The sequence below is a fragment of the Sphingomicrobium aestuariivivum genome (assembly GCF_024721585.1).
GTDB lineage: Bacteria > Pseudomonadota > Alphaproteobacteria > Sphingomonadales > Sphingomonadaceae > Sphingomicrobium > Sphingomicrobium aestuariivivum.
This window is the reverse complement of record NZ_CP102629.1, coordinates 1,988,717-2,001,990: the sequence shown is the minus strand read 5'-3', so window position 1 is coordinate 2,001,990 and position 13,274 is coordinate 1,988,717. Positions and strand designations below refer to the sequence as shown.

The window sequence follows — 13,274 nt, the reverse complement described above, 5'->3', positions numbered from 1 at the left end:
CCGCGACTCGTCACCGTTGCGATGACGAGGCGAAGCGCGAACAGGAGCACGAATCCAACCTAAACACAACAATTGTTAAAAACATGGCCTTGCTTGCCACGGCCCGCCGCTTGGTCGATGAGCAAGGCGATGCTGCCGATCCACCACGTCCTGCCAGAGCTTCTGCGCGCGCTTGATGGCGCCTCTCGCGCCCTGCTGATCGCGCCGCCGGGGGCGGGCAAGACGACGCAGGTCGCCCCTGCCCTGCTCGAGGCAGGCTGGTGCTCGGGCGAAATCTTGCTCCTCGTGCCGCGCCGCCTTGCCGCGCGCGCGGCGGCCGAGCGGATCGCCGAGGAAGCGGGCGAGAAGGTCGGCCAGCGTTTCGGCTATGCCACCCGTCTCGACAGCAAGCCGGGCAGCCGCGTCACGCTGATGACCCACGGCGTCTTCCTCGCGCGCATCCAGGCCGATCCCGAGCTGGCGGGCGTGAGCGCGGTGCTGTTCGACGAGGTGCACGAGCGCAGCATGGACAATGACCTCGCGCTCGCCTTCGCGCTGGAAGCGCAGGCAGGATTGCGCGAGGACCTCAGGCTCCTTCTCATGTCGGCGACGCTCGACGTGGATGCGTTCCGGCCGATGCTCGGCGAAGCGCCGCTGGTCGAGAGCGAGGGCCGCAGTCACCCGCTCGAGCTGCGCCACGTCGGACGCGATCCCGCCGCCCCGGTCGAGCGGGAGACGGCAAGCGCCATCCGCACCGCGCTGGCCGAAGAGAAGGGCTCGCTACTCGCCTTCCTGCCCGGCGTGCGCGAGATCGAGCGGACCGCCGATGCGCTCGGCAAGCTCCCCGACACTGTCGTCCTCCACCGTCTTCACGGCCAAGTCGACCCCGCCGCGCAGCGCGCCGCGCTCAAGCGCCCCGCCCCCGGCACGCGCAAGCTCGTCCTCGCCTCCGCCATCGCCGAGACCAGCGTGACGGTCGACGATGTCCGCATCGTGGTCGACGCCGGCCTCGCGCGGCGCCCGCGCTACGATGTCGGCGCAGGCCTCACGCGCCTCGTTACCGAACGCGCCAGCCGCGCCGCCGTGACCCAGCGCGCGGGCCGCGCGGCGCGGCAGGCGCCCGGCGTCGCCATCCGCCTGTGGGAGGAAGCCGCCAACAAGGCACTGCCCGCCCATGATCCGCCCGAGATCGTCGAGGCCGACCTTGCCCCGCTCCTCCTGTCGAGCCTGATGTGGGGGACGCGCGATCCTGCCGAGCTGCCGCTACCGACCACCCCGCCCGCCCCTGCGCTGGCCGTAGCGCGACGGCTGCTCGAACGGATCGGGGCCATGGACGCGAGTGGCGGGCTGACCGCCCACGGACGGCGCATCGCCACCCTCCCGCTTGAACCGCGTCTCGCGCACATGCTCGTCCTCGCGGCGACACGCGGTTTCGGCAGCACCGCCGCCGCAGTGGCCCTGCTGCTCGGCGAACGCGGCCTCGGCGGGCGCGGCGAGGACATGGAGGCACGGCTGCGCCGCTTCGTCGGCGACCGGTCACCAAGGGCGACGCAGGCACGAAAGCTTGCGGCCGCATGGGCCAGGCGGGTCGGCGCCAGCGAGTCGATCGCACCTGAACGTGCCGCCGAGGCCATCGCGCTGGCCTTCCCCGACCGGCTGTCGCGCGGGCGCGGCGGCGATGGTGCGCGCTGGGCCTCGGTCGGCGGGCGCGGCTTCACGCTCGACCCCGCCAGCCCGCTGGCCAGCGCCGACTGGATCGCGGTCGCCGAGGTCGCCGGTGCGGCAGCGGGTGCGCGCATCCTGTCGGGCGCGCGGATCGAGGAAGAGGCGGTCAGGCGTCTCTTCGCCGACGAGATCGAGCCGTTCGAGGAAGTACGCTACGACCCCGCGCGCAAGGCGGTGGACGCCAGCCGCGGCGAAAAGCTTGGCACGCTCGTCCTCAAGCGCGGGCAGGCGAGCGACCCCGATCCGCAGGCGGTCGCGCAGGCACTGCTAGAGGCGGTACGCTCGGGCGGGCTCGACCTACTGCCTTGGGGCAAGGCGGCCAGCCTGCTCCGGCGCCGCACGGCCTATGCCCGCCAGCGCGATCCCTCGCTCCCCGACCTGTCCGACGAGGCGCTTGTGGGCAGCCTCGACGACTGGCTCGCGCCCCTGCTCGACGGCCTGCGGCGGCTCGACCGGCTCGAGGCGGGCGATCTCCACAATGCGCTCGCGAACAGGATCGATTACCATGCCATGCAGGCGATCGACCGCATCGCGCCGCCGCGCTTCGATAGCCCTGCGGGGACGAGCCACGAGATCGACTATGACGCACCCGCCGGCCCCACCGTTACGGTACGCGCGCAGGCGCTCTACGGGCTCGATGCGCATCCGATGGTCGGCACCACCCCGCTGGTGCTGAGCCTCACCAGCCCCGCGGGGCGCCCGATCCAGACCACGACCGACCTCCCTGCCTTCTGGTCGGGCAGCTGGGCAGAAGTCGCCAAGGAGATGCGCGGGCGCTATCCCAAGCACCATTGGCCCGATGACCCCACACAGGCGGTCGCCAGCCTCAGGACAAAGCGCGCGCAGCGAAGGACTTGACCGACGGCGCGCCAGCCGCCAAATCGCCCCCATGAGCACCGCGCGCATCATCGAGAACGTTCGCAAGACCACCCAGTCGGGCAAGGCACAGGCCGGCCGCTGGCTCCTCATGTTCGAGCGCGACGAAAAGATGCTGCCCGATCCGCTGACCGGTTGGGCCGGCTCGGGCGACACCGAGACGCAGATCCGCCTCACCTTCCCCAATCTCGAGGAAGCCAAGCGCTACTGCGAGGAACGCGGCGTCGACTATCATGTCGTCAAGGCGCCGCCGCACAAGCTCAAGATCCAGGCTTACGCCGACAATTTCAAATAAGTCGCGGCCCGCTCAGGCGGGCTTGGCCACGCCTTCCGGCATCGTCTTGATATAGACGTCGCGCTGCGGGAAGGGGATTTCGATCCCCTCTTCCTTGAAGCGCCACCAGATCGCCTTCAGCACCGCCGAGCGCACGTTGCCCACCCCGGATTCGGGATCCATGATCCACGCCTGGATCTCGAAATTCACGCTATTGTCGCCGAATTCCTTGAGCCAGACATTGGGCTTGGGTGCCTTGAGCACGCGGTCGCACGCCACGGTGCATTCGATCAGGATTTCCTCGACCAGCTCGAGGTCGGAGGCGTAGCTCACCCCCACGGGGATTTGCACGCGCACGTTGCGCGAGGAATAGGACCAATTCTCTACCGGCTCGGTCATGAGCAGCTCGTTCGGGATGAGATGCTCCTTGCCGTCGCGCGTGATCACACTGACGGCGCGGGTGCCGATCTTGGAGATGGCACCGAAGGAATCGCCGACGACGATAACGTCCCCGGGCTTCACCGAGCGGTCCATCAGGAGAATGATCCCCGCGATGAGGTTACCGAAGGTCTTCTGCAGCCCGAAACCGACCGCGAGGCCGGCGGCGCCCGAGAAGACGGCGAGCGCTGACAGGTCGATCCCGACGAGGTCGATGCCGACGAGGAAGGCAAGGCCGACGACAAGGATCGCGGCGATCTTCTCCGCCAGCAACCCTTGCGCGGGGTCGAACCGGCTGGTCCGCTTGATAACCCGCTTGATCGTCCACAGCGCCGCGCGGGTGACCACGTAGAGCAGGACGATCGTGACGATGATGGTCAGCACATCGAGCAGGCTGATGCGATAGGTGCCGACCGCGATCGCGATCTCGTCGAGATTGTCGAACAGCCGTACCGTCGTGTCGACGGCTTCCTCGGCGATTTCCTCGGCCTTGTTCTGTGCCATGCTCGCGAGCCTTGCAGCCAGCGCGGCAAATGTCGAACCCTAATTGCTAGAGGATATACTTCACGCGCACGCGCTGGCTGCTCTGGCCGGCGGGCAGGTCGAAGACCACGTCCTCGGCCCGCGGCGGTCCCATGCGAATGGCGGGATTGCCCGAAAAACCGAAGCCTTCCTTGGGAATGCCGAGCGATTTCGACATCTTGCCATTGCCGTTCTCGTCATGGAGCACGAGCAGCATCCAGCGGCCTTCGGACAGGCCCGGCACCCTGATCTCGCTCTCCCCCTCGGTGGCCGCCACGCGCACCTTCACCGCCTGCGGGTCCTCGCGGCACTTGAGGAATTGCTCGACGTCGCGCGTCATGCAGATGCGGATTTCGCCCTTGGCGTTGCGGACGTTCTCGAGCTCGACCGTGAGCTCAGCGGCGCGCGGCGACGGGTTCGCCGCTGCCGTCAGCGCCACGAGCGCGAGCGCGGCGAGGCTGGCGCGGGACGCCGAATTGCCCGAGCCCCTTGTCGGTCGCGCACAGGCGATCCCAGAAGCGGAAGTAGAGACCATAGTTGCACCGATACTTTTGGTGATGAAGTTCGTGATGGCTGGCGGTTATCAGGTGGCGGCCTAACCGCCCGTGAACCAACGCCCGCGGGAACAGCTCCCAGCCCATGTGATTGGTCACCCCCATCAGCGTCATGATAAACAGGACGAGCCCGAGCGTGGCGACATGGATGGGGACGAGAAAGACAAGCGCGGGAATCACCACCGCGCCGGTCATCGCTTCCCACGGATGGAAGCTCATCGCCGCCCAGGCGGTCGGCGGCTTGGAGGCGTGGTGGACCGCATGCACTTTCCGGAACAGGGGCGGCCAGTGCATCGCGCGGTGGGTCCAGTAGAACCAGGTGTCGTGGAGGAAAAGGTAGAGGAACAGGCTGGCGGGGAGCCACCACAAGGGCATCGCGTCCCAATCCGTGTAAATCTTGGTCCAGCCATGCTGGTCCCAGCCCCAGGCGATGACGCCTGCCGGAATGCCGTAGATGGCAGCCGAGAGAAACGAATAGAAGAGCTCCATCCGCACCTGCTTGCCCTGCCCCGCCAGCCGCCCCGGAAAGCGCCGCGCGGTCCAGGCGGCGAAGAAGCCGCTGGTGATGAGATAGCGCACCGCCACGATCGCGGTCATCGCGATGGCGCTGATGATGATGGCGGTGGCGGCGTCCATGCCCTTGGTCATGCCAGCACCGCTAACCTCTTACAATGAAAGCTTGGTTGACGCCGCCGCCACCATTGAACGTCTCGCGAGGCTTCCTAGGTCGGGGGCAATGAACATCCAGCCTTCATCGCCGGTAAAGCAACGCTCGCCTTTCATCGCCCCGTTAGTCGTAGGGAATGTCATGCTGCTCCTCGCCGTCGCCGCCCTCCTCTTCACGCAATCCGCAAGCGCGCCCGAGCCGCGCACCGTCACCCCGCGCGGCGAACTGGCCGCCGACGAACAGGCGACCATCGCGCTGTTCGAGGGCGCGCGCGATTCGGTCGTCGCCATCTCGACCCGCAGCCGCGTGCGCGATTTCTGGAGCCGCAACGCCTATGATGTGCCGCGCGGCACGGGCTCGGGACTGATCTGGGACGCATCGGGCCATATCGTCACCAACTGGCACGTGGTCGCGGGCGCCTCCTCGGCGCAGGTGCAGCTTGCCGACGGGCGCGACTATGAAGCGCGGCTGGTCGGCGCGAGCCCCGAGCACGACCTTGCCGTCCTCAAGGTCGGCGGGGTCGGCTTCGATGCGCCGCGCAGCGTTCCCGTCGGCACGAGCGAGGACCTGCAGGTCGGCCAGAAGGTCTTCGCCATCGGCAACCCGTTCGGGCTCGACTGGACGCTGACCACCGGCATCGTCTCGGCGCTCGGCCGCTCGCTGCCGCGGCAGGACGGGCCCGACATCCGCCGCCTCATCCAGACCGACGCGGCGATCAATCCGGGCAATTCGGGCGGGCCCCTGCTCGACAGCGCGGGCCGCCTCATCGGCATCAACACCGCCATCTATTCGCCCTCGGGCGCGAGTGCGGGCATCGGCTTTGCGGTGCCCGTCGACACGGTCATGCGGGTCGTACCCCAGCTCATCGCCGAGGGGCGATATGTCCGCCCCACCCTCGGCGCGGAGGGCGACGAGGACTATAACGACCGCCTCAAGCGTGCCTCGGGCGTCGACGGCGTCTTCGTCCTGCGCGTCGAGCCGGGCTCGCCTGCCGCCGAGGCGGGGCTCGAGCCCGCACGGCGCACGCGGCGCGGCATCGCGGCGGGCGACATCATCACCGCGATCGACGGCGCGCCCGTCGCGCGCGTCGGCGACTATCTCGCCCGCCTCGACGATTATGCGATCGGCGACAGCGTGGAGCTGACGGTCATGCGCGGCGACATGCGGCGCACCGTGCGCGTGCGACTGGGCGCCGGAAGCTAGGCCCGCTTCCGATTTCACCTTGTGCCGCCCCGCCCCTGCCCCGATAGTCGCAGGCGGATGGAAGAGCCTTTGGATCTCATCATCGTCGGCGGGGGACTGGCGGGGGGCCTTTGCGCATTGGCGCTCGGCCGGCGCCGACCGGACTTGAACATCCTTCTCGTCGAACGCGATGCCGCGCTCGGCGGCAACCATGTCTGGTCCTTCTTCGACAGCGACGTGGCGCAAGGCGACCGCTGGATCATCGAGCCGCTCGTCGTCCAGTCGTGGCCGCGCAACCGCGTCCGCTTCCCCGCGCACGAGCGCCAGCTCGACCAGCGCTACAACAGCATCACCTCCGAGCGGCTCGATACCGTGCTGCGCAAGACACTCGGCGAGCGCATCCTCCACGGCGAGGTGAGCGAGCTCGGCCCCACCCATGTGCGCATCAACAACGGCCGCCGGATCGAGGCGCGCGCCACCCTCGATGCCCGCGGCTTCGGCTGCCGTCCGCAGGCGCTCCAATGCGGCTACCAGAAATTCGTCGGCCAGATGCTCGAGGTCGAGGGCGGCCACGGCATCGCGGAGCCGGTGATCATGGACGCCGCCGTCGACCAGGCGGACGGCTACCGCTTCGTCTACCTCTTGCCCTTCGACGAGACGCATCTGTTCGTCGAGGACACCTATTACCAGACCGGTCCCGAGCTCGACCGGCGCATCCTGTCGCAGCGCATCGGCGCCTACGCCGCCGAGCGCGGCTGGGCTGACCATCGCGTCGTCCACGAAGAACAGGGCGTGCTGCCGGTGGTCACCGGCGGCGACTGGAACAGGCTCTGGCCCAAGGACGACCCTGTTGCCCGCGCCGGCGTTCGCGCAGGGCTGTTCCACCATCTCACCAGCTACTCGCTGCCCGATGCGGTGCGCTTCGCCAGCTGGCTTGCAAAGGCCATGCCGATGGACGGCGAGGCGCTCGCCCGCGCCACCCGAGCGCGCGCCACCCGCCACTGGAAGGCCGCGCGCTACGACCGGCTCTTGGCGCGCATGCTGTTCCATGCGGCGGAGCCTGCGGAACGATATCGCATCCTCCAGCGCTTCTACCGCCTTCCCGACGGGTTGATCGAACGTTTCTATGCGGGCAACACGATGTTCGCCGACAAGGTTCGCATCCTCGCCGGCAAGCCCCCGGTGCGCATTTCCCGCGCATTGAAAGCCCTGATCGGAGTGCGCGCGTGAAGTCAGCCATCGTCATCGGTTCGGGGTTCGGCGGCCTCGCGCTGGCCATCCGGCTCCAGTCCGCCGGCATCCAGACCACCATCGTCGAGGCGCGCGACAAACCCGGCGGACGCGCCTATTTTTGGGAACGCGACGGCCATGTCTTCGATGGCGGCCCGACCGTCATCACCGATCCCGACTGCCTGAAGGCTTTGTGGGAACTGTCGGGGCAGGATATCGCGCAGGACGTCGACCTTGTCCCCGTCACCCCCTTCTACGCGCTCGACTGGCCCGACGGCACGCGCTTCGACTACAGCAACGACGACGAGAAGCTGTTCGCCGAGATCGAGAAGCTCAATCCGGCCGATGTCGAGGGCTACAAGCGCTTTCTCGCTTATTCCGAAGGCGTCTTCCACGAAGGCTATGAGAAGCTCGGGACCAAGGCCTTCCTCAAGCTCAGCGACATGCTGAAAGCCGCGCCCGCGCTCGCCAAATACCAGGCGTGGCGCAGCGTCTATTCGATCGTGTCCGAATATGTCGAGGAAGAGCATCTCCGGCAGGCGCTCTCCTTCCACACCCTCCTCGTCGGCGGCAACCCGATGACCTGCTCGTCCATCTACGCGCTCATCCACAAGCTCGAGCGCGATGGCGGCGTGTGGTTTGCGATGGGCGGCACCAACCGGCTGATCGCGGGCATGGTCGCGCTATTCGAGCGGATTGGCGGCACCATCCGCCTCGGTGATCCGGTGACGGAGATACACGCCGAAGGCGACAAGGTCACCGGTGTCACCACCGCCAGCGGATGGCATGCGAACGCCGATGCGGTCGCCTCCAACGGCGATGTGGTCGCGACCTATGGCCTCCTCGACCATCCGCGCGGCGCCAAGCGCCACAAGGCGCTCAAGCGCAAGCGCTTCAGCCCCTCGCTCTTCGTCCTGCATTTCGGGCTCGAGGGGACCTTCTCCGACATCCCGCACCACATGATCCTGTTCGGCCCGCGCTACGAGGGGCTGCTCGGGGACATCTACAAGCGCGGCACGCTCGCCTCCGACCCCTCGCTCTATTTGCATCATCCGACGAAGACCGACCCGAGCATGGCGCCCGAGGGCTGCTCGACATTCTATGCGCTCGCCCCCGTGCCGCACATGGGCAAGGCCGATGTCGACTGGCGCGAGAATGCCGACCATTATGCCGAGGTCATCCTCGACACGCTGGAAGAGCGGCTCATTCCCGACATCCGCAGCCGCATCCGCACCCGCTTCTGCTACTCGCCCGCCGATTTCGAGAGCGACCTGTTCGCCCATCTCGGCAGCGCCTTCAGCCTCGAGCCGATCCTCACCCAGTCGGCATGGATGCGCGTGCACAACCGTGACGACAAATTGTCCAACCTCTATTTCGTCGGCGCGGGCACCCATCCGGGTGCGGGCATCCCGGGCGTCGTCGGCTCGGCGCAAGCGACCGCGGAGCTGATGATCGGATGATGCAGCGCGCCGACCTCGTGGCGGCCGCGGGCGACAGCATCGCCATCGGCTCGAAGAGCTTCCGCTTCGCCAGCCAGCTGTTCGACGAGCCGACGCGCGAGCGATCGTGGCTGCTCTACAGCTGGTGCCGCGCCTGCGACGACATCACCGACGGCCAGACGCTCGGCCATGACGCCACCACCCCTGCCAATCCCGGGGAGCGGCTCGATTTCGTGCGCGAGAAGACCGCGACCGCGCTGGCGGGAGAGAAGACCGGCCTAGTCCCCTTCGATGCCCTCGGCATGGTCGCCGCCGAATGCGCGATCCATCCCGACCTTCCCGCCCACCATCTCGCCGGTTTCGCGCGCGATGCCGCGGGCTGGCAGCCCGAGAGTGAGGAAGACCTCCTCAGCTATTGCTACCAGGTCGCGGGCGCGGTCGGCGTGATGATGGCTCAGGTCATGGGCGTGCCCGCGCAGGACAGTGACACGCTCGACCGCGCCTCCGACCTCGGCCTCGCCTTCCAGCTCGCCAATATCGCCCGCGACGTGGTCGAGGACGCGCGTGTCGGACGCTGCTACCTGCCTCGGCAATGGCTCACCGAAGAGGGGATCGACCGGATCGACCCCGATGACGAGGCGCAGCGCGAGAAACTCGCCCGCCTCGCGAGGCGGCTCGCTACCCACGCCGATCTTTATCGCATGAGCGCGCGAGTCGGCGCGGCGCGGCTGCCGATGCGCAGCCGCTGGGCGGTGCTGTCGGCAGCACGCATCTACGGGGCGATCGCGGAAAAGGCGCGCGATTTCGGCGCTACCGCATGGGACCGGCGCATCACCGTCTCCAAGCGCGAGAAGCTGTGGCATGTCGCGCGCGCGCTCGTCGATTGCTTCTCGGCACCGCCCGAGATGGACCGCCGGAACCTGTGGACGCGCCCCGCGCTGGGCTAGCCCTCGCTGCCGCCCTTCTCGCCCTGTCCGAGATAGGCGTTCAATTGCGCCAGCGTATTTTCCATCTGGTCCTGCATCTGCGTGATCAGCTCGTTCTCGCGCATGCCCTCATGGTCGAGCGGCTTGGAATAGCTTTCCGAAAAGGCCTGCAGGTCTTCCTGGTCGAACACCCCGCGCGCGACCAGCCGCGCCAGGATCACGAGCAGGCCGTTGGTATTGGCGATGGAAGAGGCGACCAGCGCCTCGTCGACCATGCTCAGCCGCTGGTCCTTGCTCTCGCCATCCTCGCCTTCGGCTTCGGGGGCCTCGCCCAGTTCTTCATCGCTCATGCCCCACAGCATGCGCTTGCGGGCGGCAAAAGCAACGCCCAACTTGGCGGCGGCCCCGTCCTTCGCTAGAGCCTTGCCCCATGAAGCCCGAAGAAATTCGCGTCGCCCTTTTCTCGGGCAACTATAATTATGTTCGCGACGGCGCGAACCAGGCCCTCAATCGCCTTGCCGGCTACCTGCTGCGGCAGGGGGTGCATCTCAGGGTCTATTCGCCAACGGTGGACGAACCCGCCTTCGAGCCGACAGGTGACCTCGTCTCGGTGCCGAGCTTCGCCATCCCGGGCCGCGGCGAATATCGCTTCGCCTTCAACCTGTCCAAACAGGTGCGCGAGGACCTCGCCGCCTTTAAGCCCGATGTCGTCCACGTCTCCTCGCCCGACCTCGTCGCGGTGAAGGCGGTCAACTGGGCCAACGAGCGCGGCATCCCTGCGGTCGCCTCGGTCCACACGCGCTTCGAGACCTATCTCCAATATTATCACCTGGGCTTCCTCGAGCCGGTGCTGCAGAGCTGGCTCCGGAGCCTTTACGGCAAGTGCGACGCGCTGCTCGTCCCCGCCCAGTCGACCGCCGATGTGCTGAAAGAGCAGCGCATGAACGAGGCGATCACCATCTGGGCGCGCGGGGTCGACCGCGACCAGTTCAATCCCGAACGGCGCGACATGGACTGGCGTCGCGGTCTCGGCATCGGCGATGACGAGATGGCGATCGCCTTCCTCGGCCGCATCGTCATGGAAAAGGGCCTCGACGTGTTCGCCGAGACCATCGAGGTGCTCGAGAAGAAGGGCCTGCCGCACCGCGTCCTCGTCATCGGCGATGGTCCCGCGCGCGGCTGGTTCGAGGAACACCTCCCCGACAATGCCGTCTTCGTCGGCCATCAGGAAGGCCCCGACCTCGCCCGCGCGCTGGCCTCCTCGGACGTCTTCCTCAACCCCTCGATCACCGAGACCTTTGGTAACGTGACGCTCGAAGCGATGGCCTGCCAGCTACCCGTCGTCGCCATTGCCGCGACCGGCACCAACAGCCTCGTCACGCCGGGCGTCACCGGCCTCGTCTCGCCGCCGGGCGACATCGAGGGGCTGGCGCAGAACCTTGCCGACTATCAGGCCGACCCTGCCCTTCGCGCCGCACATGGCGAGGCGGGTCTCGCCAAGGCCAGGACGATGGACTGGGATTCGATCAACAGCGTGGTGGTCGACACCTACAAAAGGGTGATCGCCGAGCATCATGGCTGACCTGTTCGGCGCCGAGCCCGAACAGCCCTCCGACACACCCGCCGAGGGCGCGCCGCTGGCCGACCGGCTGCGCCCGCGCGCGCTGGACGAGGTCGTCGGGCAGGAGCATCTCACCGGTCCCGAGGGCGCGATCGGCCGCATGGTCGCGGCGGGCAAATTGTCCTCGATGATCCTGTGGGGGCCGCCCGGCACCGGCAAGACGAGCATCGCCAAGCTGCTCGCCGATGCGGTCGGATTGCGCTTCCAGATGCTGAGTGCGGTCTTCTCGGGGGTCGCGGACCTCAAGAAAGCGTTCGCCGATGCCAGGAAGATGGCGGCGACGGGCAAGCGCACCCTGCTCTTCGTCGACGAGATCCACCGCTTCAATCGCGCCCAGCAGGACGGCTTCCTGCCCTTTGTCGAAGACGGCACCGTCACGCTCGTCGGCGCGACCACCGAGAACCCCAGCTTTGAACTCAACGCCGCACTCTTGAGCCGCGCGCAGGTGCTCATCCTCCACCGTCTCGACGAGGCGGCGCTGTCGAAGCTCCTCGACAAGGCCGAGGCCCTCACCGGCACCGCCCTGCCGCTCGACGACGATGCCCGCGCCGCGCTGATCGCCAGCGCCGACGGCGACGGGCGCTTCCTCCTCAACCAGGCCGAGACCCTGTTCGACCTCGGCCTGACCGAGCCGCTCGATCCCAAGGGACTCGCCGACCTCCTCCAGCGCCGCGTCGCGGTCTACGACAAGGACCGCGAGGGCCATTACAACCTCATCAGCGCGCTTCACAAATCGGTGCGCGGTTCGGACCCGCAGGCCGCGCTCTATTATCTCGCGCGCATGCTGACCGCGGGCGAGGATCCGCTCTACCTGTGCCGCCGCCTTGTCCGGATGGCCTCGGAGGATATCGGCCTCGCCGACCCCAATGCGCTGGTCCAGTGTCTCGCCGCCAAGGATGCCTATGACTTCCTAGGTAGCCCCGAGGGCGAACTGGCGCTGGTGCAGGCGGTGCTCTACCTCGCCTCCGCGCCCAAATCGAACGCCGCCTACAAGGCGCAGAAGGCCGCTATCCGCACCGCGAAGGAAACCGGCAGCCTGATGCCGCCGCAGAACATCCTCAACGCGCCGACCAAGCTCATGAAGGAGGTCGGCTACGGCAAGGGCTACACCTACGACCATGACGCCGAGGACGGCTTTTCGGGCGACAATTACTGGCCCGATGACCTCGGGCCGCAGCGCTTTTACGAGCCGGTCGAGCGCGGTTTCGAAAAACGCCTGAAGGAACGCCTCGACTGGTGGGACGCGCGGCGCGCCGAAAAAGGCGGCGGCTAGGGCGCCTTCGTCAGCACCAGCGCGTCGAGCCGCACTTCTTCGGAGCGCCCAGCGATTTCGAAACATTGCACGCCGGCCTCGTCGAAGGTCAACATCGCGGCCGGCCGACGCCCCGTCAGGTGATGGAAATCGAGGCCGCCGTCCCAGCCATATTCTTCCCACGGCGGGTTGGCGAACAGCTTCATCCAGAAGCGCCCCTCGTGCCTTAGCCAAAGGTCGTTGCGCTCGTCGTCGCGGATGTCCGGCTCGCCGATGCGCGAGCGCTTCATGCGGATGCGCAAATGATAGTCGCCCGCTTCCCCGAGCGCGACGCAATAGCGCAGCCCCTCGCCCACCTCGCTGGCATCGAGCGGATAGCGGTTGGGTCCGTCATAATGGATCGCTGCACCGCCCGAGGCATCCGCATCCACGACCCGTCTCCATTCCCCCACGAGTGCCGCGTCTTCGGCCTCGATGCGGGCAACACCATCAGTCATCGCATGCACCGCCCCGGACGGCTCCAACAGGGCAAGCATGAGCGCAGGGATCGTCATCACTTTCTCCGTGACTGTCTCCAGAGGACCAGACG

General features: G+C 67.6%; 13 protein-coding genes. 8 read left to right on the top strand and 5 right to left on the bottom strand.

Translation table 11 applies throughout. The features are described from left to right. Positions 1 to 117: 117 nt before the first annotated feature. On the top strand, positions 118 to 2,562 hold the full coding sequence (hrpB, locus tag NUW81_RS10300) for an ATP-dependent helicase HrpB (RefSeq protein ID WP_245112981.1): 2,445 nt from the start codon (positions 118 to 120) through the stop codon (positions 2,560 to 2,562). Between the two features lie 31 nt (positions 2,563 to 2,593). Continuing rightward, on the top strand, positions 2,594 to 2,875 hold the full coding sequence (locus tag NUW81_RS10295; RefSeq protein WP_245112979.1) for an NADH dehydrogenase ubiquinone Fe-S protein 4: 282 nt from the start codon (positions 2,594 to 2,596) through the stop codon (positions 2,873 to 2,875). Positions 2,876 to 2,887: 12 nt separating this feature from the next. On the opposite strand, the gene NUW81_RS10290 is transcribed toward NUW81_RS10295, so the two are convergent. From NUW81_RS10290 to NUW81_RS10280, 3 genes are read right to left on the bottom strand one after another with little or no spacing between them, the layout of a single operon-like run. Continuing rightward, the gene (locus NUW81_RS10290) at positions 2,888 to 3,796 is read right to left on the bottom strand and encodes a mechanosensitive ion channel family protein (protein WP_312025031.1); all 909 of its coding nucleotides are present in this window, start codon (positions 3,794 to 3,796) and stop codon (positions 2,888 to 2,890) included. 46 nt (positions 3,797 to 3,842) lie between these two features. Next, entirely contained in the window at positions 3,843 to 4,253 is a 411-nt protein-coding gene (locus NUW81_RS10285) for a DUF2141 domain-containing protein (RefSeq protein ID WP_245112976.1), read from the bottom strand. Next, positions 4,210 to 5,016 (bottom strand): sterol desaturase family protein, encoded by an 807-nt coding sequence (locus NUW81_RS10280; protein ID WP_245112974.1) that lies wholly within the window; start codon positions 5,014 to 5,016, stop codon positions 4,210 to 4,212. Before NUW81_RS10280 ends, NUW81_RS10285 begins: the two co-directional genes overlap by 44 nt. A 160-nt stretch (positions 5,017 to 5,176) precedes the next feature. On the opposite strand from NUW81_RS10280, the gene NUW81_RS10275 reads away from it, so the two are divergent. Genes NUW81_RS10275 through NUW81_RS10260 form a run of 4 tightly spaced genes read left to right on the top strand, consistent with a single transcriptional unit; the run spans position 5,177 to position 9,833 of the window. Further along, entirely contained in the window at positions 5,177 to 6,238 is a 1,062-nt protein-coding gene (locus NUW81_RS10275; protein WP_245112972.1) for a S1C family serine protease, read from the top strand. A 57-nt stretch (positions 6,239 to 6,295) separates the two neighbouring features. After that, positions 6,296 to 7,447, top strand: a complete 1,152-nt coding sequence (gene crtY, locus NUW81_RS10270; protein WP_245112970.1) for a lycopene beta-cyclase CrtY — start codon at positions 6,296 to 6,298, stop codon at positions 7,445 to 7,447. After that, the gene (locus NUW81_RS10265; protein WP_245112967.1) at positions 7,444 to 8,907 is read left to right on the top strand and encodes a phytoene desaturase; all 1,464 of its coding nucleotides are present in this window, start codon (positions 7,444 to 7,446) and stop codon (positions 8,905 to 8,907) included. The genes crtY and NUW81_RS10265 overlap by 4 nt, the downstream gene beginning before the upstream one ends. After that, positions 8,904 to 9,833 carry a phytoene/squalene synthase family protein gene (locus NUW81_RS10260; RefSeq protein ID WP_245112965.1) on the top strand — a complete coding sequence of 310 codons (930 nt, stop codon included), beginning with the start codon at positions 8,904 to 8,906 and terminating at the stop codon, positions 9,831 to 9,833. The genes NUW81_RS10265 and NUW81_RS10260 overlap by 4 nt, the downstream gene beginning before the upstream one ends. On the opposite strand, the gene NUW81_RS10255 is transcribed toward NUW81_RS10260, so the two are convergent. Beyond that, entirely contained in the window at positions 9,830 to 10,162 is a 333-nt protein-coding gene (locus NUW81_RS10255) for a hypothetical protein (protein ID WP_245112962.1), read from the bottom strand. The genes NUW81_RS10260 and NUW81_RS10255 overlap by 4 nt on opposite strands. Before the next feature lie 80 nt (positions 10,163 to 10,242). Here NUW81_RS10255 and NUW81_RS10250 point away from each other — a divergent pair, with 80 nt between their 5' ends. Together NUW81_RS10250 and NUW81_RS10245 are read left to right on the top strand one after the other, a co-directional pair. Further along, entirely contained in the window at positions 10,243 to 11,394 is a 1,152-nt protein-coding gene (locus NUW81_RS10250; RefSeq protein ID WP_245112960.1) for a glycosyltransferase family 4 protein, read from the top strand. After that, positions 11,387 to 12,706 (top strand): replication-associated recombination protein A, encoded by a 1,320-nt coding sequence (locus tag NUW81_RS10245; protein WP_245112958.1) that lies wholly within the window; start codon positions 11,387 to 11,389, stop codon positions 12,704 to 12,706. Before NUW81_RS10250 ends, NUW81_RS10245 begins: the two co-directional genes overlap by 8 nt. On the opposite strand, the gene NUW81_RS10240 is transcribed toward NUW81_RS10245, so the two are convergent. After that, positions 12,703 to 13,182 carry a hypothetical protein gene (locus tag NUW81_RS10240; RefSeq protein ID WP_260508497.1) on the bottom strand — a complete coding sequence of 160 codons (480 nt, stop codon included), beginning with the start codon at positions 13,180 to 13,182 and terminating at the stop codon, positions 12,703 to 12,705. The genes NUW81_RS10245 and NUW81_RS10240 overlap by 4 nt on opposite strands. Positions 13,183 to 13,274: the final 92 nt, after the last annotated feature.

Excerpts from the sequence above, each read along its gene's own strand:
- hrpB (WP_245112981.1), top strand. The coding sequence starts at position 118 with ATGAGCAAGGCGATGCTGCCGATCCACCACGTCCTGCCAGAGCTTCTG.
- NUW81_RS10295 (WP_245112979.1), top strand. The coding sequence starts at position 2,594 with ATGAGCACCGCGCGCATCATCGAGAACGTTCGCAAGACCACCCAGTCG.
- NUW81_RS10290 (WP_312025031.1), bottom strand. The coding sequence starts at position 3,796 with ATGGCACAGAACAAGGCCGAGGAAATCGCCGAGGAAGCCGTCGACACG.
- NUW81_RS10280 (WP_245112974.1), bottom strand. The coding sequence starts at position 5,016 with ATGACCAAGGGCATGGACGCCGCCACCGCCATCATCATCAGCGCCATC.
- NUW81_RS10275 (WP_245112972.1), top strand. The coding sequence starts at position 5,177 with ATGCTGCTCCTCGCCGTCGCCGCCCTCCTCTTCACGCAATCCGCAAGC.
- crtY (WP_245112970.1), top strand. The coding sequence starts at position 6,296 with ATGGAAGAGCCTTTGGATCTCATCATCGTCGGCGGGGGACTGGCGGGG.
- NUW81_RS10260 (WP_245112965.1), top strand. The coding sequence starts at position 8,904 with ATGATGCAGCGCGCCGACCTCGTGGCGGCCGCGGGCGACAGCATCGCC.
- NUW81_RS10255 (WP_245112962.1), bottom strand. The coding sequence starts at position 10,162 with ATGAGCGATGAAGAACTGGGCGAGGCCCCCGAAGCCGAAGGCGAGGAT.
- NUW81_RS10250 (WP_245112960.1), top strand. The coding sequence starts at position 10,243 with ATGAAGCCCGAAGAAATTCGCGTCGCCCTTTTCTCGGGCAACTATAAT.
- NUW81_RS10245 (WP_245112958.1), top strand. The coding sequence starts at position 11,387 with ATGGCTGACCTGTTCGGCGCCGAGCCCGAACAGCCCTCCGACACACCC.
- NUW81_RS10240 (WP_260508497.1), bottom strand. The coding sequence starts at position 13,182 with ATGACTGATGGTGTTGCCCGCATCGAGGCCGAAGACGCGGCACTCGTG.